Source organism: Methanobrevibacter filiformis (genome assembly GCF_001639265.1).
In the GTDB taxonomy this organism is placed as follows: domain Archaea; phylum Methanobacteriota; class Methanobacteria; order Methanobacteriales; family Methanobacteriaceae; genus Methanacia; species Methanacia filiformis.
On record NZ_LWMT01000230.1, the window covers coordinates 1 to 19,610 of the forward strand.

Sequence of the window (19,610 nt, forward strand, 5' to 3'; positions counted from 1 at the left end):
TTCAATTTATATAACTAATTAAATATCCATATAATTAATTTATCAGCAATATAAGGCTCTCAAAATACTTATTTAAGAAAATAAGTCTTAACTAATTATCTATTGAATTATGGAACATCCCCTATAAATATATAAATAATTAATCACATAAATAATAAATAGTTTTAAAAATAATTCTTGCTAAACAAATCAATTTAAAAACCATTGGGGCTTAAAATGGATAGAAAACAATTAGCTATTGAATTTGCAAAATCATTAAACCATCCTGAAATTGAAAAAATCATTTTATTTGGATCAGTAGCTCGTGGGGATGACACTGAAGATTCAGATATAGATATTCTCATAATAACTTCTAATGTTGTTGTTGATTTAAAAATTGAAGATGATATTTACAGTAAAAGTTTTGATATTCTCCTTGAAACTGGAGAATACCTTTCCATAAAAATGAGACCTAATGAGCATTATTATAAACATTTGCATTTTCCTTTTTATATGAATATTGAAAAAGAAGGTGTTGTAATTGGATGATATAATTGAAAAAGCATTAATATCTTTAGAAGTAGCTGAATCAAATTTAAATAATAGATATTATCCAGATTCTATAAATCGTTCGTATTATGCTGTTTTTCATGCAGCCAAAGCATTATTAATTAAAAAAGGAATAATTACTAAAACACATAGTGGAACTATTAGTGCATTTGGCTTAGAATATATTAAAAAGGAAGCTTTGATAAAGAAAATGACATTCCTTCTAATTTTGAAAATGATAAAGAAATGCTGGTCATGATCACTCATTTAATGTAACAGCAAAAAATCTATAGGTGTATTGGTATAAATATAATGTGTAAGTGGTTTTGGTTTATTCCGTATTGTTTTATTATTTTGTTTTACAAAGGAATAATTTTTTTAAAGTCTGAACGACTTTAGAAACATATCTTAACTTTTTTAAAGTTTGTTTGTATTAAATGCTACATATTTAAATATAATAAATTAACATAGTATTATCTAATTAAAAATATTTATACATATAATATATTTTAAAGGAAACTTTGTTATATTGCAAATTTCTAATTAACATAAATACTTTTTTTAAATTAGAATTTCTTATTTTGGAGGATATATAATGGGGAAAGAGGACGATACTTGGATTTCTACTCAAATGATTAGGAAAGAACTTAATTTAAAAGATTTTGTTAATAATGACTTTTTAGATTCTTTCAAAGAACATTTTGAAGCTGATGATGTGAAAGTTTTCAAAATAGATATTGCAATAACTAAAGATGATAAGATGATTGATATTGTTTCTTTATTTCATAAAAACCCACGTTATGAAAAAGATAATGAAGTTGTTATTGATTCTAATATGAAACCTTTTTTCATGAATAAAATCAAAAAAGTTATTGATTCTTTGAAAAAATAATTAGGGGTAGATTAGATGGAAAATCAAACTATTACTAGTTATCACCTGATTAATGAGGAGAATTCTGATGTTTATGATATCACATTTCTTCAAAAAGAAGAAGAATTGTATGTTACACATTCTCATACATTTAAAGTTGAATCAGAATGGATTAATCCTTTTAAAAGTCAATTTGATGAAATTAGTGAAAGATTATCACTTATTTCGAATAAATTAGACTTAGGAGAAGTTACTCTAGTTGAGGATGAAGATGAGCTATATCCTCCAACATTTCATATAAGTGCAGATTCTTATTATAGTGCTGAAAAACGAGTTGAACTATATAATTGTGTGGTGAACCAATTATATTCCTATTATGAAAAACAGAACAATTTAGATACTTTAGTTGATTTTTTCATTGTATTGGATTTTTAGAGGAATAATATGGTGAATTTTGATCCTTCTCACCTTCAAATGATTTCTGAGAAAATATTAGAAAATGAAGACATTTTTTCATGCGAAAATTCTTGTTCATTCTCTAAAGAATGTATTTATAGGACTATTATAAATAGGTCCTATTATGCAGCTTTTTCCCATTTTAAATTGTGGGCTATAGATAAAAAGAAATATGCGGAAAATAATGAATTGGCACACTATAAATCAAAAAGTAAGAATTCTAGAATAGGTCGTCACAAGGTTTTAACACTGTTTATAATACACAATACTCACAAACGTGATGAAGCTTATATAAGAATCCTAGCAAATGACCTGAACACATTAAGAGAAATTAGAAATGATGCAGATTATAAATTTGATAAAAATATATCTAAAGAGAATGCAGAATTTGTTTCTACAATTTCTCAAAAAATAATCAAAAATTTATAATTGACTATAATTGACTTATTTTTCACAAAGTTAAGCAAATTTTGATAATTTGCAATAATTTTATAGATATATTTGCTATTAAAACAGTTTGCATGATTTAAATATTTCATATTTAATGAGGAATTTCATGTCAAAAATTTATATTATTGGGATAGGACCTGGTTCAAAGGATTATCTAACTCAAATAGCTATTAAAACAACAGAAAAGTCAGATGTTGTAATTGGAAGTAAAAGAGCTTTGGATTTATTTGATAACTTACATGACAAAATAGAATTCAATGTTAAAAATCTTCATGAAAATCTTGAAGAATCAGTAAACTTAGCTGTTAATGGAAAAACTGTAAGTTTACTTTCCACAGGAGATCCAGGATTTTCAGGACTTTTAAAACCTATTTTAAAAATAGCTAAAGAGAAAAACTTTAGTGTGAATAATATAGAAGTCATTCCAGCAGTAAGTTCACTTCAATTAGCCTCTGCAAAAGTCAAGATTCCATGGGATGATGCAAATATAATGACTTTTCATGGAAGAGAAAACAAAGGAGAAATCTTAGAAACAATAGATAATGGAAAAGTAACCATAACCTTACCTTCAAAAAGTGTAAAGGATATGGCAGAATTTTTAATCAAATCTGGAGTTAATCCCGAAAGGAAAGTAATTATTTGTGAAAGACTTAGCTATGAAAATGAAAGAATTCTTGAATCAACTTTAAACAATGTTTTAGATAGTGATTTTACATATATGTGCATTATGGTCATTTTTTAATATTATATTCATTAATATTAATATTTATTAATATTTATATTCATTTTTAATGGGATTAATAAATAAAATATTTAAAATTAAATTGTTTTAGATTGTTTAATTTAAATTATTTTTAAATAGATTAACTTATTTAAATTAAGTGTTAAAGTAGATTAAAGTAAAATAGCATCTTTATCTACTGAATCTACTTGTTTTCCTTCGTATAACACTTCACCTAGTTCTTCAAGTTTTTTAGTTCCTTTTACTTCTTCTTTAAATAGTGGGATTTCAGCAACAAGTTGATCTTGGAACTTTTGTTTAATCAAAGATAATCTTTTTTGTTGTATTTGGTGTCGTGATCTGCAGAATTCACAGTCATCGATGTCTGGCATTACTTGGTTTACTATGACACTGTCTACATTCATATCAAACTTATTAAGTGATTCTATTGCTCTTTCAGATTCGTAGATTGACATTTCTTCTGGAATAACTATCATTTTAAAAGAGGTCCGTTCTGGGTCTGAAAGGACTTTTTTAGCTTCATCCACTTTTCTTTTTGTTTCTTCTAATTCTGCTGTTGATTGTGGATCATTTTCATCACCTAAAAATGGAATCATATTCTTAAATGCACTTGTTACTGATCCAAGCTTTGTTTTGACTTTAATCATCTTTCCAACCCATGAATCCATTAAATCTGGGAATGATAATAGTCTTAAGGTGTGCCCTGTTGGTGCAGTGTCAAAAACAACAACATCATACTCATTTGTTGTCATAACTTGCAGGAATATTTCAAAGGCTGCTGCTTCATCTGCACCAGGGGATGATGATGCTAAATCCATCTGTTCTCCAAGTAAATCAAGCCCCATCATTTGTTCAGGATTAGCTATTGATTTTTTACTATTGAGTTCAGCTTGCTGTCTTTCCACTGCCATTTCAGGGTCTATTTCAACACCATATAAATTTTCACTAATAAGCTTAGGATTTGGTCCAATATAAGTTTCAAGTGAATCTGAAAGTGAATGTGCAGGGTCAGTTGAAACAATCAAAGTCTTTTTTCCTTGATTAGCTAGCCAAATAGCTGTAGCCGCAGAAACTGAAGTTTTACCAACTCCTCCTTTACCTCCTACAAATATAAAGCTTGTTTTTCCGTTATTAAATTTAAAAAGGTCTTTTAATTCCATATTATCTCCTATACATGATTTACATATTATCTAGTATATTTTTAATTTTTAATTGTATTTTTTATTATTCAAGTAATCATATTTAAGTAACTTCTTGTTATTAATATATGTTTCTATAGCTATTTAATTTCATGATTTATCATAATATAAGTTAAAACAAATATTAATATAAAGCAATATAAAGTTAATTCATAAAAGATAAGCAAGACTTAAAAGTTTTTAACTCAGATTTAAAGGAGGATTTTGTGATTTTTATGTTAAAATTACCTAAATTAGATTCAAAATATGTTAAAGAAGAATCTATCAAATTTATTAAAGAAATAATAGAAAAATCTAAAAGTGAAAAAGCTATTATTGGCATTAGTGGAGGTATAGACTCTACTGTAGTCGCATATCTTTTAAAAGAAGCATTAGGTGAAAAAAATGTTTTAGGATATCATTTATACAGTGAAACTACTCCTAAAGAAGATACAGACCATGCTAGATTAATAGCTAATCAATTGAATATATCTTACACAGAAATAGCTATTGATAATATATCTAATGAATTTATAGATACAATAAATCAATCTCAAAGTGAAAACAGTAAAAATAATAAGTTAGATAACAAGTTAGATAACAAGTTAGCTATTGGTAATCTTAAAGCTAGAATCAGAATGTCAATATTATACTATTTTGCAAACTTAAATAACGGTCTTGTTGCTGGAACTGGTAATAAAAGTGAATTGTTAATTGGGTATTTTACAAAACATGGAGATGGAGCTTGTGACTTTGAATTAATAGGAGATATTTATAAAACACAGCTTAAACAATTAGCTACTAACTGGAATATCCCTAATGAGATTATTACAAAGCCTCCAAGAGCAGGGCTATGGATTGATCAAAGTGATGAAGATGAAATTGGAATGACTTATGAACTTTTAGACAACATACTACACCTCATTGAAGATAAAAAATTAGATGATGATAGTATCTTAAAGGAAATCAATGTAAGCTCATCAGAAATTAATAATGTAAGATCAAAAATAGCTATTAATCAACACAAAACTCAGATTCCTTTAACTCCATTCATGAGTAAAAAACTACTTTAAGTATATAGAATTATGTAAATTAATACATCAAATTTCACCTAAAATTTGGAATTATTCTTATTTCTTAATTTTTTAAGTGAAATTAATCCAAATAGACTTAATACTAACATTAATACTGTAATAACCATTAAAGAAACGCCTGTTTTCTTTATACTTACATTAGAACCTGTAAATTTATGAGAATTATTATTAGATGTATTATTGTTAGTGTTATTATTAGTATTATTAGTATTATTAGTATTATTAGTATTATTAGTATTATTGTTGTTATTGTTATTATTAGTATTATTGTTGTTATTGTTATTATTAGTATTATTAGTGTTATTATTAGTATTATTAGTGTTATTATTAGTGTTATTATTAGTATTATTAGTGTTATTATTAGTATTATTAGTATTATTAGTAGAAGAATTACCTTTAAAGTTAATTATTTTTTCAGCAAAATTATATTCATTATTTCCATTAAATTCAGCTTTAAGAATGTTATCTTGACTAACAGATATTTTTGGATGGATTTGACCATTTTTATCGGTGATGAATATTCCGATAACTTTATCATTTAATATTACTTTAATTGAAGCATTAGGAATTGTTTTGCCATTGACATCTGTAAGAGTGATGGTTGCTGTAGTATTATGTCCTATTTTAGTATCAGGAACATGAATATTAATATTAACATCTTTTTTAGTGAAATTAACACCAACAGTACAATTAGAAGGATTATACTTATCATTGCCCTCAAACTTAATAGTAATATTATTTTTAATTTCAGTAATATTGTAAGGAATCTTAGCTATTCCATCAATAAATTCAACATTTGGATAAAGTACACCATCAACAGTGACATTAGCAACAGTATTTACAGGATTACCATCAGAATCAGTTAAATTCAAAGTAATATTAACAGTATCTCCTACCTTAGCATCAGGTATTGAAACGTTAAGATTAGTGTCATATTTAACATTAATTGTTGAATTAGCAGTACCATTACCAATATCTGTATTATTCTGATCAACAATAAGATTTGCGGTATTAGTTAATGTTCCTCTACCAATAATAGTGGTAGTTATATTCAATACAACCGTTTCACCAGCACCAAGACCACCAATAGTCCATATACCAGTATTACTATTATAACTTCCACGATCAGCACTACTACTTACAAAACTCAACATAGCACTATTCAACTTATCAGTCACCAATACACCAGTAGCATTACCTGTGCCATGATTAGTTACAGTAATAGTGTAAGTAATATTATCTCCAATGTTCACAGTACCAGTAGTGTTAGATACTTTAATAACACTCACGTTAACGTAGTTAGTTATATTAATAGTAGTATTGTCTGTTCCATTTCCAGTGTCAGTATTATTCTGATCTACAGTTACGTTTACAATATTGACGAGTGTTCCATTGCTAATAATAGTGGCAGTTATATTAAGTGTAGCAGTTTCACCAGCACTAAGGCCATCAATAGTCCAAATGCCAGTATTACTATTATAACTTCCATGATTAGTACTACTATTTACAAAGCTTAACATAGTATTATTCAACTTATCAGTTACGAATACTCCTGTAGCATTACCTGTGCCATGATTAGTGACAGTAATAGTGTAGGTAATATTATCTCCAATGTTCACCACACCAGTAGTGTTAGAAACCTTAACAACACTCACGTTAACGTAGTTAGTTACATTAATAGTGGTATTGTCTGTTCCATTTCCAGTGTCAGTATTATTCTGATCTACAGTTACATTTGCAATGTTGATAAGTGTTCCATTGCTAATAATAGTGGCAGTTATATTAAGTGTAGCGGTTTCACCTGTATTTAAATTTCCGATGGTCCATATGCCAGTATTACTATTATAATTTCCTTGATTAGTACTACTGTTTACAAAACTTAACATAGTATTATTCAATTTATCAGTTACGAATACTCCTGTAGCATTACCTGTGCCATGATTAGTGACAGTAATAGTGTAGGTAATATTATCTCCAATGTTCACAGTACCAGTAGTGTTAGATACTTTAACAACACTCACATTAACGTAATTAGTTACATTAACAGTAGTATTGCCTGTGCTATTATTAACATCAGTATTATTCTGATCTACAGTTACATTTGCAATATTGATGAGTGTTCCATTGCTAATAATAGTAGCAACTATACTAAGCACAGCAATTTCACCTGTATTTAAATTTCCGATGGTCCATATGCCAGTATTACTATTATAATTTCCATGATTAGTACTACTATTTACAAAGCTTAACATAGTGCTATTCAATTTGTCAGTTACAAATACGCCTGTAGCATTAGTAGAACCGTAGTTAGTTACAGTAATAGTGTAAGTAATATTATCTCCAATATTCGCAGTACCAGTAGTGTTAGATACTTTAATAACACTGACATTAACATAATTAATTGCATTAATAGTAGTATTGTCTGTTCCATTTCCAGTGTCAGTATTATTCTGATCTACAGTTACATTTGCAATATTGATGAGTGTTCCATTGCTAATAATAGTAGCAATTATGCTAAGTACGGCAGTTTCGCCTGTATTTAAATTTCCGATGGTCCATATGCCAGTATTACTATTATAATTTCCTTGATTAGTACTACTTTTTACAAAGCTTAACATAGTGTTATTCAATTTGTCAGTTACAAATACGCCTGTAGCATTAGTAGAACCGTAGTTAGTTACAGTAATAGTGTAAGTAATATTATCTCCAATATTCGCAGTACCAGTAGTGTTAGATACTTTAACAACACTGACATTAACATAATTAATTGCATTAATAGTAGTATTGTCTGTTCCATTTCCAGTGTCAGTATTATTCTGATCTACAGTTACGTTTGCAATGTTAATAAGTGTTCCATTGCTAATAATAGTAGCAATTATGCTAAGTACGGCAGTTTCACCTGTATTTAAATTTCCAATGGTCCATATACTAGTATTAGTATTATAATTTCCATGGTTAGTACTACTGTTTACAAAGCTTAACATAGTGCTATTCAATTTATCAGTGACGAATACACCTGTAGCATTACCTGTGCCATGATTAGTTACAGTAATAGTGTAAGTAATATTATCTCCAATGTTCACAGTACCAGTAGTGTTAGATACTTTAACAACACTTATATTAACATAATTAGTTACATTAATAGTACTATTACCTGTACTATTGTTAACATCAGTATTATTCTGATCCACACTCACATTTGCAATATTGACAAGTGTTCCATTGCTAATAATAGTGGCAGTTATGTTAAGTGTAGCGGTTTCACCTGTATTTAAATTTCCAATGGTCCATATGCCAGTATTAGTATTATAATTTCCGTGATTAGTACTACTGTTTACAAAGCTTAACATAGTGCTATTCAATTTGTCAGTTACAAATATGCCTGTAGCATTAGCTGTACCATGATTAGTGACAGTAATAGTGTAAGTAATATTATCTCCAATGTTCACAGTGCCAGTAGTGTTAGATACTTTAATAACACTTATATTAACGTAATTAGTTACATTGACAGTACTATTGTCTGTTCCATTACTAGCGTCAGTGTTATTCTGATCTATAGTTACATTTGCAATATTAATAAGTGTTCCATTGCCAATAATAGTAGCAATTATACTAAGTGTAGCAGTTTCACCAGTATTTAAATTACCAATGGTCCATATTCCTGTGTTATTATTGTAAGATCCATTGCTACTTACAAAATTCAACATTGAATTATTCAATTTATCAGTTACGAAGACGCCTGTTGCGTTAGTTAGTCCTTTGTTTGTGATTGTGATTGTGTATTTTATTGTGTCGCCGATGTTTACTGTTCCTGTGGTGTTAGATATTTTAATAACAGTTATATTTACATTATCAGATATGTTGGTTGTTATTGTGCTTTCATTTTGGTTGTTGATATTTTTTTGGTCGGCAGTTATGTTTGCGGTGTTGGTTACTGAGTTGTTTCCTATTATTGTCACGTTGATTGTTAGTATTGCTGATTGTCCTGGAAGTAGGTTGCCGATTGTCCAATTTCCTGTTGTGTTGCTGTATGTTCCAATAGATGCAATTGCATTTATAAATTTTACTTTATTACTATCTAAGATATCAGCTACATAAATTCCTGTTCCAGTGCTTTCTCCATTGTTTGTTACATTAATTATGTAAGTTATATTGTCTCCAATGTTCATGGTTCCTGTTGTATTGGTTATTTTAACTATTGATATGTCTACGTCAGTTATGTTTAGTATTACTGTGCTTGTGGTGTTGTTATTGGTGTTATTTTCATCTGTTGCGACTATTGCTGTGTTGTTTAAAATTCCTGTTCCAGTTATGGTTACATTTACAGTTAATGTTACTGTTTCTCCAGTTTCTAGTGTTCCAATCTCCCATATTCCAGTGCCATAGTTATATGTTCCTTTATTTGCAGTTGAGTTAAGATATTGTACTTTATTGTAATCAATTGTATCTTCTACAAAGACCTCTGTTGCATTATTTAATGTTCCATGATTAGTTACAGTTATGGTGTAGGTTATATTGTCTCCAACGTGAACGTCTCCACTTACATTTGCAACTTTTAAAACACTTACATTAACCGTATAATTAATAGTTTCAGCAACAATGGTTAAAATAAGGTTTTCATTATCAGATAATGCATTAATTGAATACTCGGTATTAGGATCATTTATTACTACAGATTGGCTTTGACTAGTATATCTAATATCTCCAGTTAAATTGTTAACAATACTTGTACTGTTTTTAATTAATATGCTTACTTCGAAGTATGGAAGTAAATTTGGAGTGTTGGTTATTGGAATATTAAGTGATAAATTGTAGCTTAGGTTAGCACTTTGGTTTTTAGTGTAATTTCTTGTATCATTTGTAGTTGTGTAAAATGTATTATTTAATGATAGTTCAAGGACATACCAGTATGTCAAGTTGAAATTAGCACCACTATTTGTATACTGAGTAGTAATATTGTTTAATCCCCACCAATTAAAGTTAACATTGGTATTATTACCAGAATTATTAAGTCCCAAAGTATTATTATAAATACGATTATACTGAACAATATTATTATCTCCTGTGATATTAATACCAATAATAGTATTATTAATTATAGTTGAACTCATAACAGTATCATTAGAACCTAACATAGATATACCAATTTCATTACCACTAATTGTAGCATTAGTTAATATATTACCACTGTTAGTTGTATTAAAAGTGAAACCAACTTTTAAATTAGTCATTGTAATGTTAAAGAAAGCGTTTTCATGACCATTTACAAAAATTCCTCTTGAGTTATTATTTCCAATAATAGAACCATTAGAAATATTATTTCCAGAACCATCAACAAGTAAAACAATATCATTATTAATTATAATATTATTACTTAATAGATAGCTATTTAAATTAATAGTTGAATCACTAAAACCAATTCCTAAAACACCACCATTACCATCAAATGAATTATTATTAATAAAAGTCTGATTATTTAATGTATAAATAGCAATATTAGTATTATTACCAATGAAACTAGAATTACTCACACTAAAATTAGCACCAGTATTATAAATAGCACCACCCTCACTAGCATTATTACCACTAAAACTAGAATTACTCACACTAAAATTAGTACCATTCTTATTATAAATAGCACCACCATAACGAGCATTATTACCACTAAAACTAGAATTACTCACACTAAAATTACCACCATAATAACTAGAAATACTACCATTATTACCAATGAAACTAGAATTACTCACACTAAAATTACCCTCACCCTGACTAGAAATACTACCATTATTACCACTAAAACTAGAATTACTCACACTAAACTTACCACCATAATAACTAGAAATACCACCATTATTACCAATGAAACTAGAATTACTCACACTAAAATTACCACCATACTGCCTATAAATAGCACCACCACCATAACTAGCATTATTACCACTAAAACTAGAATTACTCACACTAAAATTACCACCATACCGACTATAAATAGCACCACCACCATAACTAGCATTATTACCACTAAAACTAGAATTACTCACACTAAAATTACCAATATCATTATTAATAGCACCACCATTACTAGCATTATTACCACTAAAACTAGAATTACTCACACTAAAATTACCAATATCATTATTAATAGCACCACCATTACTAGCATTATTACCACTAAAACTAGAATTACTCACACTAAAATTACCATACCTATTATAAATAGCACCACCATAATTAGCATTACCATCACTAAAACTAGAATTACTCACACTAAAATTACCCTCACCATTATAAATAGCACCACCATTACTAGCATTATTACCACTAAAACTAGAATTACTCACACTAAAATTACCATTATACAGACTATAAATAGCACCACCAAGATAACTAGCATTATTATTTGTAAAATTACAATTAATTATTGTTATTATAGAGCTAGAACTGTAGATAGCATTATTATTACTATTTATAAATGTTAAGTTTTTAAATGTTATATTACTCCTTGAGGCTGTGATATTAAAGATGTTGCCAAGTTTTCTCGCATCTATTATTATTAAGTTTCTTGTCCCATTACCCTGTATTGTGAGACTTCTACTTGTTGTAATGTTATTTTTAATATCAGTTGTTTTATTATATGTTCCAGGATTAAGTGTTATTGTATGATTAGTACCAGTAGCATTAGTTAGAGCTACAGCCCCATTAATACCCGTAGCATTTGTAGTATCAATGGTAACATCCGCAGCACTAACAGATGAAATGGTGACAAATAAAATAGCTATTATTGACAATATATATATATATATATATTAATGCGTTTTTTTATAGAACGATTATCTCCTTTTATAATATTATTTTCCTTATTTTCTAATTTCATACTAATTCTCCCCATATATGTAGAGTGTAACTGAATTATCAATTTAATTTATAAAATCCTGTTAATCTAAGAAGAATGATTAAAGTATACTCATATTATATGAAAATATTGGATACAAAATAGAATTTATTCCTATGAGTAAATATTGATTATATAAATTAAATATTATGTTTGTGTGTATTAACTATATATTAGTTTTACTAATATATAAATATTACTGTCATAACGAACATATAATATAACAATGAAAATTGGAATTAATATAGTTTCTATAATATGTTAATCATTTAATTGTAAGAAACACATTTAGTAAAAGTACTAACAAACCCATGTAAAGTGATAGTTCTAGGTATATCAAACTATTCTTATTTCAGTGAAAATGATAAAATCATTAAATAGGTCTGAAAATACTTAAATATTTTATAAAACAGTCTTAGAAATTAATAAATATGTTAAATTTATTAATTAATGACTTTAGAAAGATAAGATAAAAAATAGCTATTTATAAAACATGATAAATAGTAATACATTCTATTTACTAATTAAACATTAAATAATGATATATAAAGTGAATAAATGAATATTTTTTCTATTGTATAAAAAAACTCTAATAAAAACAAATTAAACCAGAATATAAATGTTAGGAAGCATTATAATATTAAAATAAAGTTTTTAATCCTATATGTATATATACAATATACTTTTTTCTATTGTATACTAAAATTTTTTATATTTAAAATCTTGTAGTATCTGAAATATATATTTGAATAGTTGTATATAAATAAAATAGCTGGAATATAAATTTAATAATCATACTTTCAGATTAATAAGTTTTTATCTTTCTGATCGCCCAAAACGAATCCAATAACTCTTTTTTAAATTGTTATTTGAATTTTTCATTGGCTGTAAACTTCCGATACAACATGTAATATTTTATTTTACTCATATAGCTATTTGTATAGTAGTTTGTAAATCAATGTAGCCCATATTCTGAAGTGTGTTGCTTTTTTAGAGTTTAATCTATACCTACTGATATGACTCCATCTAAATTATACCATTTTGTATGTCTTCCACTTTTTAGGGTTTATCAAGGAATCCTTGATAAACTTAGATTGGTCTTCAAACAGCTCTTTAGAAGTTGTACTTACTTCATCTACATTTAACTCCCCATTATCAAATATATTTATAGAAATGGATTTTATGTTAAAAATTAATAAATGAAAAACTAAAAAAAGTATAATAATATTAAACTTTGTAAATAAAAACAAGGAAACTTTAAAATGACTAACAAAAACCAAATAAAACTATTTCAAAACTATAAAATAAGAAGTATTTGGAAAGATGAAGACTGGTATTTTTCAATTATAGATGTTGTAGGAGTACTTAGTGAAAGTAAAACCCCTAGAAAATATTGGAGTGATTTAAAAAATAAACTTAAGAAAGAAGGAAGTGAAGTGTCCGAAAAAATCGGACAGTTGAAATTACCTTCTAAAGATGGTAAAATGAGATTAACAGATGTTGCAAATACTGAACAACTATTCCGATTAATACAAACCATACCATCGCCAAAAGCAGAACCATTTAAACTATGGCTAGCAAAAGTAGGGCAAGAAAGACTAGACGAAATAGCAGACCCACAACTAGCAATAGAAAGAGCAATAAGTAACTATAGAAAAAAAGGATACAGTGAAGAATGGATAACTCAAAGACTAAAAACAATAGAATACAGAAAAGAACTAACAGGTGAATGGGATAGAGCAGGAGTAAAAGAAGGAGTAGAATATGCTATACTTACAGACGAATTATACAATGCCTGGAGTGGAATGACCTCAAAAGAATATAGAAAATTTAAAAACATCAAAAAAGAAAATCTTAGAGACAACATGACTAATATGGAATTAGTGTTAAACATGTTAGCTGAGGCAACAACAACTGAACTTTCTAAAAACACTAATCCTGATGGCTTTGAAGAAAGTAAAAAAATAGCTCATGAAGGAGGCAGTGTTGCAGGCAATACTCGTGAAGACATTGAGAGAAGATTAGGTAAAAGTGTTTTAAGTAAAAAGAATGCTAAAAACCCTGAATTATTAGATGAAAAATAAAGAAAATTTAAGATATATTGTTATAACAATGAATATTTTTATATATTTTGCTAAACAAATTATTATATATCTAATTAAATTAGGATTATAAATAATATTTATAACTAGGGGTGTATGATATGAACACAAAAAGTGCTTTACCTGTTAATATATCGGATTTTAAAAAATTAATAAACAGAAACAAGATATATGTAGATAAGACAAAAGTAATAAAAAACATTATATCTCTTAGAGGAACATATTATTTCCTTTCTCGCCCAAGAAGATTTGGGAAGTCACTACTTGTAAGTACATTTAAAGAACTTTTTGAAGGAAATAAAGAACTATTCAAAGGTTTGTATATTTATGATAAATGGGATTGGAATAAAACATATCCTGTAATACACATTGATTTAAATAAAATAAAATCAAACACAGCTGAAAAATTTGAGAAATCTTTAAATTTTCTCATAGACTCTATTGCAGAGAATGATTTTTCTATTAAACTTAAAGCAGAACTTTCTAATGATAAATTAACTGAATTAATAAATAATATTCATGCAAACACAGGTAAAGATATCGTTGTTCTCGTTGATGAATATGATAAGCCGATTCTTAGCAATATAAGTGATGAAGATTTAGCTATTGATATTCGTGATTCCTTGAAAGATTTTTATGGTGTTTTAAAAAGTGCTGATGATAAACTTGAATTTGTTTTTATAACTGGTGTAAGTAAATTTTCTAAAGTATCACTTTTCTCTGATTTGAATAATTTAACTGATTTAACTATGGATTCAGATTTTTCAACTGGTTGTGGCTATAGCCAAGAGGAGCTAGAAACTTACTTTAAAGATTATATTACTGAAATTAGTAAGACTAATGAGATTTCTACTAACCAGCTACTTGAATTAATTAAGCAGTGGTACAATGGTTATTCATGGGATGGAAAAAATTTCTTATACACACCATACTCAATTTTATCATTTTTTGATAATGATGGAACATTTAATAATTATTGGTTTGAAACTGGAACACCAAGCTTTCTCATGGATTTAATTAAAAAAGATATTAATATTGATGTTTTGTTTGATAAAAACTTAAAGCTATATGGAACTTTTCCGAATTTTGATATTAAAAATCTTGATTTGAAAACTGTTCTGCTACAAACAGGTTATCTTACAATCAAAAAATCAAAAATTATTCCTGGAGAATTACCGTCTTATTCTTTAGATATTCCAAATAAAGAGGTTAGAGAATCTTTATTTAGTTATATTTTAGGTTCTTATATTAATAAAACAAGTGAAACAGTTTATCCTATTGCCCAAGATCTATTTAGGCAACTAATTGCAATAGATGAAGATGGTTTTAGAAGATCTTTAGAAACATTATTTAGTAATATTCCTTACTCCCACAGTGAACTTAGTGATATGGAAGCTTTTTACCATATACTATTTTTATCTTGGATGAAGATGATAGGATTTGAAATCCAAGGGGAAGTTATTCAATTAAAAGGTAGGGTTGATGCAGTATTATTAAAGGAAAATATTGCTGTTATTTTAGAACTTAAGTTTAGCACGACAAAATCTATGGATAGTATGTTAGATGAAGCTATCACTCAAATATTGGAAAAAGAATATTATAAACCTTATCAAGATAAAACAATTATTCTAGTTGGAATTGCTTTTAAAGAAAAAGATATTAAATGTAGAATTGAGGAATTTAAAGATTAAATTTCCCACTGTTTAAATAGATAAAGAATAATTGATTATCTTAATAATCTTTTTTGGCTCATGCACTTTCTGTATTGCAAACCTTTATATATTTCTTTAATAAATGTTTATTGTTTATGCTGAGTATTAATTAATAATATGGATAAATTTATTATTGAAGAAGAATATGCAATGAAGATATTTCGAGCAATATGATGGGCTAATGGTGTTTATTGTCCAAATTGTAAATCATTTAATATTTACAATCGTGGAAATTATGAAAACAACACTAATCCAACATTTAATGGCATAATGGAAATGGATGAAATCTATATCATAGCTGGTGAGAAAGGAATAAAAAAACCCAATTACCGAAAGATTTCCCAGAAAAAGACCATTAAAAAGACCTGGACGAGGAACTTATGATGGTGATAATTCACCAGTCGTGACTATCGTCAATAGAGAAAGTAAATATACAGTATTTAGAATGGCAAAGAACTTATCTAAAAATTTAATCAGGATCTTTAGTCACAGAGTTTGTAGATGAGAAAGCAGAACTTTTCACTGATGAGTATATAAATTTACGATGATATAAATTCAGCATGAAAAAATATCAAAGCATTAGTACTGCTAATCATTCACAGAAACAGTATGCTGTTGGTAAAAATCATGTCAATAATTGTGAGAACAGACATTCTCATGCTTAGACCTTTCTTAAGAATGCTTCGATGAGTTTTTAAAAAGTATTTGGCAGGTTATCTTATGATTGCTCAGTTTATAATTAATTTCAAGGATGATGCGCCTGATAGAATTTTAGAAACTATCTTAATGAATGAAAGATAAAAGATGCATGAGCTAAAAATTTAATAATCTCCACTTTTATAAAAAAATTATTTATCATTTTTTTTAACAGATTTTTCAATTCTTTTAGATTCTTCAACAAACATGTCATAATCTGATTTATACATCTTATCTTGCAGAGGTTTATATTTCTCATAAACAGCAATAGCTTTTTTATCGGCATCTTCTTTTTTAATTTCTCCTTTATCTTTTAATAGAGGATATTCATTAAATTCTAGAAAATTATCTACTTTCTTGACCCAATTTTGCATATTCATAGGATTATGTCGTCGGGCTTGATTTTCAGCATAATCTAATAACATATTAGTAATATTTTGTAATTCAGAAATTTCTTCTTTTGTTAAAACATTTTTAGCAGTAGTAACATCTTTTTTTGTTATTTTACCATTAGGGGCATTTTTCCATGTTTGTAAACCAATGTATGGTTTATTAATATTAACTCTTTCTGCTATTAATTCTGGTGCAGTATGTTCTGTTACTGCATAATGAAGTTTGTTTTGTACCATAGCGAAGAATTCTTTTGATAGTTCTGCTTGAGAATTGTAATCCCAACTTGTTGCATAAAGATCTGTGATTTTTTGGTAGGATCTTCTTTCTGATGTCCTTATTTCTTTTATTTGCTCTAGTAATTCATCAAAATAATCTTTGCCAAATCGAGTTCCATTTTCAAGCAACTCTTTATCTAGTACAAAACCTTTTACAATATATTCTCTTAAAATAGATGTAGCCCATATTCTAAACTGTGTTGCTTTTTTAGAGTTTACTCTATACCCTACTGCTATGACTCCATCTAAATTATACCATTTCGTAGGTCTTCCACCCTTTTTAGGGTTTATCAAGGAATACTTGATAAACTCAGATTGGTCTTTAAACAGCTCTTTAGAAGTTATACTTACTTCATCTTCATTTAACTCCCCATCATCAAATATATTTATAAAATGGAGAGAAATATTTTGTCCACTAGTTCCAAAAATTTCTGCAACTGTTTTTTGACTTGCCCAGAATGTTTGATTATTTTTATCCACCAAGAATTCGGCAGTTACTGCCCCTTCACCTCCTTTATAAAATAATGATTCAATAATTTCATATTTTTTTCCCATTTTTATCCTCCAACAAAAAATATCAATAAATTAAAACTTCATTTGAAGAAGTCAGATTGAAAAACCTGCCTCATCAGAAACATCTTCAAAAATAAACACTTCAAACAAATTAAGTAATGTAAATTACTTTAAATTAACCGTTTCATGTTTAATATTTCATTTTCAAAGTCAGTTGATTATTACTACAAAAATCTTAAGTTTAGAAATTAGTTTCTCAATGATTAATATTAATATTTAAAAAATATTTTATTTTATTCATATAGCTATTTGTATAGTATCATAACTGAATTTAGGTATCTTAATATTGTTTTGTGCCTTATTTTCTTTTAACTCAACAAAACCTTGTTCTTTTAATCTGTTAACTTTTTTAGTTATATTACTTATGTCCTTATTCATTAAAGTAGCTAGTTGTGTTAGTGATTCTGGGTTTTTGTTTTTTATAGTGTCTAATATTTTTAAATCAATCATAGTGAATGTTGGATTGTCGTAGAGAATTCTTTCTTGCTCCATTTCTTCTTCTGGATTTTCTAGGAAATATTCCCAGTCTTCAAAATCCATCTCTAATTTCATGTTTTTTTCTTCTTTTTCGATAATTTCTTTAAGATGATTAATAGAACCATAAATGGTTTCAAATTCTTCTATCAATTCTTTCCCTTTTATTTTTCTCATTAATTTTATTTTAATCATTTATATCGCCCATTAGTTCTTTTTTTAATATTTTAGGTTCTATGCCTTGGTATTTTTCAATGTCAATTTCTATTATTAATCCTACTTCTCCTATTTTATTATATTTAATAGGTAAGTGTGATTTTTGTGATTGAAAATGTAAATGTGCTCCAATACGGTAATTATCTACTCTTATGTTCTCTGGCATTATTAATATTACCCATCCTCTTTCGGATTTGTTAATGTAGATGTCTTTACCATATTTTGTATAGTGACTAGTGTCTATTTTCTTCATGTAATTATTGTAATATTGTTTTTTGAATTATATAAAACTTTGGTATTTTTTAACCAAAGGTTATTTTCGAACATTAATTTTTAAAAAATATTTAATAAATATTTATAGTATATTCCAAAAGCTTTGTAACATATGTAGTAAATTTAAAATGTTCAGAAATATTATCTGAAAAACCTTTATTCAATTTAAAGTATTTTTAACCCACAGCTGTTAAGTTAAGGATTTAATCGATTCTATAGAATTGCCTTAAATTAAACATTGCTTCTTTATTTTTTTCTTATTTCAGAAACTTCTTCTACAATTGGTTCTATTTTTTCTTGGTGGGGTTTTATCTGGTCTTTCATATTGCTTAGTACTGGTATTTGTGTAGTACTTCGATATTTTAACAGATAATAATGTTAACATTTTTGTTTGTTTTTCTTGATTATTTTCTATGAATATGTCTATTATTTCCAATTTGAAAAAGCCTATTGCTAAGTTGGTGTTGATTTTTCCTTTTTTCTTCTTTCTGTATCTGCTATTTTGATCGTTATGGTCTTTTATTTTTTGTGATGTGATTTTTATATCATTTATTAGGTTATATGATAGTATTTTTGATAGGTAGTCTTGTTGTACTGCTATTTTTGAGTATCCTGTTATGTTTTCAACTTTTAGTAAACTTTTTAGGGTTTTGATTGAGATTTCTATTTCCCATCTTAGTCG

Annotated in this window: 15 protein-coding genes; 9 read left to right on the forward strand and 6 right to left on the reverse strand. The window is 27.3% G+C overall.

Annotated elements, in window-relative coordinates; genetic code table 11:
- Window positions 1-216 precede the first annotated feature (216 nt).
- The 6 genes from MBFIL_RS05990 (at window position 217) to MBFIL_RS06015 (ending at window position 3,047) form a co-directional block, all read left to right on the forward strand.
- Window positions 217-528: a nucleotidyltransferase family protein gene (locus MBFIL_RS05990; protein ID WP_066972481.1), complete on the forward strand. Its 312-nt coding sequence runs from the start codon at window positions 217-219 to the stop codon at window positions 526-528.
- Window positions 521-787 (forward strand): HEPN domain-containing protein, encoded by a 267-nt coding sequence (locus MBFIL_RS05995; protein WP_066972484.1) that lies wholly within the window; start codon window positions 521-523, stop codon window positions 785-787. The genes MBFIL_RS05990 and MBFIL_RS05995 overlap by 8 nt, the downstream gene beginning before the upstream one ends.
- 336 nt (window positions 788-1,123) lie before the next feature.
- Window positions 1,124-1,420 (forward strand): hypothetical protein, encoded by a 297-nt coding sequence (locus tag MBFIL_RS06000; RefSeq protein WP_066972487.1) that lies wholly within the window; start codon window positions 1,124-1,126, stop codon window positions 1,418-1,420.
- 15 nt (window positions 1,421-1,435) lie between these two features.
- The gene (locus MBFIL_RS06005) at window positions 1,436-1,834 is read left to right on the forward strand and encodes a hypothetical protein (RefSeq protein WP_066972490.1); all 399 of its coding nucleotides are present in this window, start codon (window positions 1,436-1,438) and stop codon (window positions 1,832-1,834) included.
- 9 nt (window positions 1,835-1,843) lie between these two features.
- Entirely contained in the window at window positions 1,844-2,284 is a 441-nt protein-coding gene (locus MBFIL_RS06010; RefSeq protein ID WP_066972493.1) for a hypothetical protein, read from the forward strand.
- A 127-nt stretch (window positions 2,285-2,411) separates the two neighbouring features.
- Window positions 2,412-3,047, forward strand: a complete 636-nt coding sequence (locus MBFIL_RS06015) for a cobalt-precorrin-7 (C(5))-methyltransferase (RefSeq protein WP_066972496.1) — start codon at window positions 2,412-2,414, stop codon at window positions 3,045-3,047.
- Window positions 3,048-3,199: 152 nt separating this feature from the next.
- Here MBFIL_RS06015 and MBFIL_RS06020 read toward each other — a convergent pair whose 3' ends face one another.
- Window positions 3,200-4,207, reverse strand: a complete 1,008-nt coding sequence (locus tag MBFIL_RS06020; RefSeq protein ID WP_066972498.1) for an ArsA family ATPase — start codon at window positions 4,205-4,207, stop codon at window positions 3,200-3,202.
- Between the two features lie 254 nt (window positions 4,208-4,461).
- Between MBFIL_RS06020 and MBFIL_RS06025 the strand changes: the two genes are divergently transcribed.
- A complete protein-coding gene (locus tag MBFIL_RS06025; RefSeq protein ID WP_066972499.1) occupies window positions 4,462-5,298 on the forward strand; it encodes an NAD+ synthase in 837 nt (278 codons plus the stop codon).
- Between the two features lie 38 nt (window positions 5,299-5,336).
- Here the strand turns inward: MBFIL_RS06025 and MBFIL_RS10595 are convergent, their stop codons facing one another.
- Entirely contained in the window at window positions 5,337-12,110 is a 6,774-nt protein-coding gene (locus tag MBFIL_RS10595) for a DUF11 domain-containing protein (RefSeq protein WP_066972500.1), read from the reverse strand.
- A gap of 1,366 nt (window positions 12,111-13,476) precedes the next feature.
- Between MBFIL_RS10595 and MBFIL_RS06035 the strand changes: the two genes are divergently transcribed.
- Entirely contained in the window at window positions 13,477-14,298 is an 822-nt protein-coding gene (locus tag MBFIL_RS06035) for a BRO-N domain-containing protein (RefSeq protein ID WP_066972502.1), read from the forward strand.
- 119 nt (window positions 14,299-14,417) lie between these two features.
- Window positions 14,418-16,007 (forward strand): ATP-binding protein, encoded by a 1,590-nt coding sequence (locus MBFIL_RS06040; RefSeq protein ID WP_066972504.1) that lies wholly within the window; start codon window positions 14,418-14,420, stop codon window positions 16,005-16,007.
- 869 nt (window positions 16,008-16,876) lie between these two features.
- On the opposite strand, the gene rhuM is transcribed toward MBFIL_RS06040, so the two are convergent.
- From rhuM to MBFIL_RS10860, 4 genes are all read right to left on the reverse strand, one after another.
- A complete protein-coding gene (gene rhuM, locus MBFIL_RS06045) occupies window positions 16,877-17,872 on the reverse strand; it encodes a RhuM family protein (RefSeq protein WP_245637464.1) in 996 nt (331 codons plus the stop codon).
- A 330-nt stretch (window positions 17,873-18,202) separates the two neighbouring features.
- A complete protein-coding gene (locus tag MBFIL_RS06050) occupies window positions 18,203-18,616 on the reverse strand; it encodes an HVO_A0114 family putative DNA-binding protein (protein ID WP_211261730.1) in 414 nt (137 codons plus the stop codon).
- 10 nt (window positions 18,617-18,626) lie between these two features.
- The gene (locus MBFIL_RS06055) at window positions 18,627-18,908 is read right to left on the reverse strand and encodes a hypothetical protein (protein WP_157078703.1); all 282 of its coding nucleotides are present in this window, start codon (window positions 18,906-18,908) and stop codon (window positions 18,627-18,629) included.
- A 282-nt stretch (window positions 18,909-19,190) separates the two neighbouring features.
- Window positions 19,191-19,610 (reverse strand): hypothetical protein (locus MBFIL_RS10860; protein WP_211261731.1); only part of this gene is annotated, 420 nt, incomplete at its 5' end.

Bases quoted from the DNA above. Each gene is read 5' to 3' on its own strand.
- MBFIL_RS06000 (WP_066972487.1), top strand. From the start codon at position 1,124: ATGGGGAAAGAGGACGATACTTGGATTTCTACTCAAATGATTAGGAAA.
- MBFIL_RS06050 (WP_211261730.1), bottom strand. From the start codon at position 18,616: ATGAGAAAAATAAAAGGGAAAGAATTGATAGAAGAATTTGAAACCATT.
- MBFIL_RS06040 (WP_066972504.1), top strand. From the start codon at position 14,418: ATGAACACAAAAAGTGCTTTACCTGTTAATATATCGGATTTTAAAAAA.
- MBFIL_RS06015 (WP_066972496.1), top strand. From the start codon at position 2,412: ATGTCAAAAATTTATATTATTGGGATAGGACCTGGTTCAAAGGATTAT.
- MBFIL_RS05990 (WP_066972481.1), top strand. From the start codon at position 217: ATGGATAGAAAACAATTAGCTATTGAATTTGCAAAATCATTAAACCAT.
- MBFIL_RS06025 (WP_066972499.1), top strand. From the start codon at position 4,462: ATGTTAAAATTACCTAAATTAGATTCAAAATATGTTAAAGAAGAATCT.
- MBFIL_RS06020 (WP_066972498.1), bottom strand. From the start codon at position 4,207: ATGGAATTAAAAGACCTTTTTAAATTTAATAACGGAAAAACAAGCTTT.
- MBFIL_RS06005 (WP_066972490.1), top strand. From the start codon at position 1,436: ATGGAAAATCAAACTATTACTAGTTATCACCTGATTAATGAGGAGAAT.
- MBFIL_RS06035 (WP_066972502.1), top strand. From the start codon at position 13,477: ATGACTAACAAAAACCAAATAAAACTATTTCAAAACTATAAAATAAGA.
- MBFIL_RS06010 (WP_066972493.1), top strand. From the start codon at position 1,844: ATGGTGAATTTTGATCCTTCTCACCTTCAAATGATTTCTGAGAAAATA.
- MBFIL_RS06055 (WP_157078703.1), bottom strand. From the start codon at position 18,908: ATGAAGAAAATAGACACTAGTCACTATACAAAATATGGTAAAGACATC.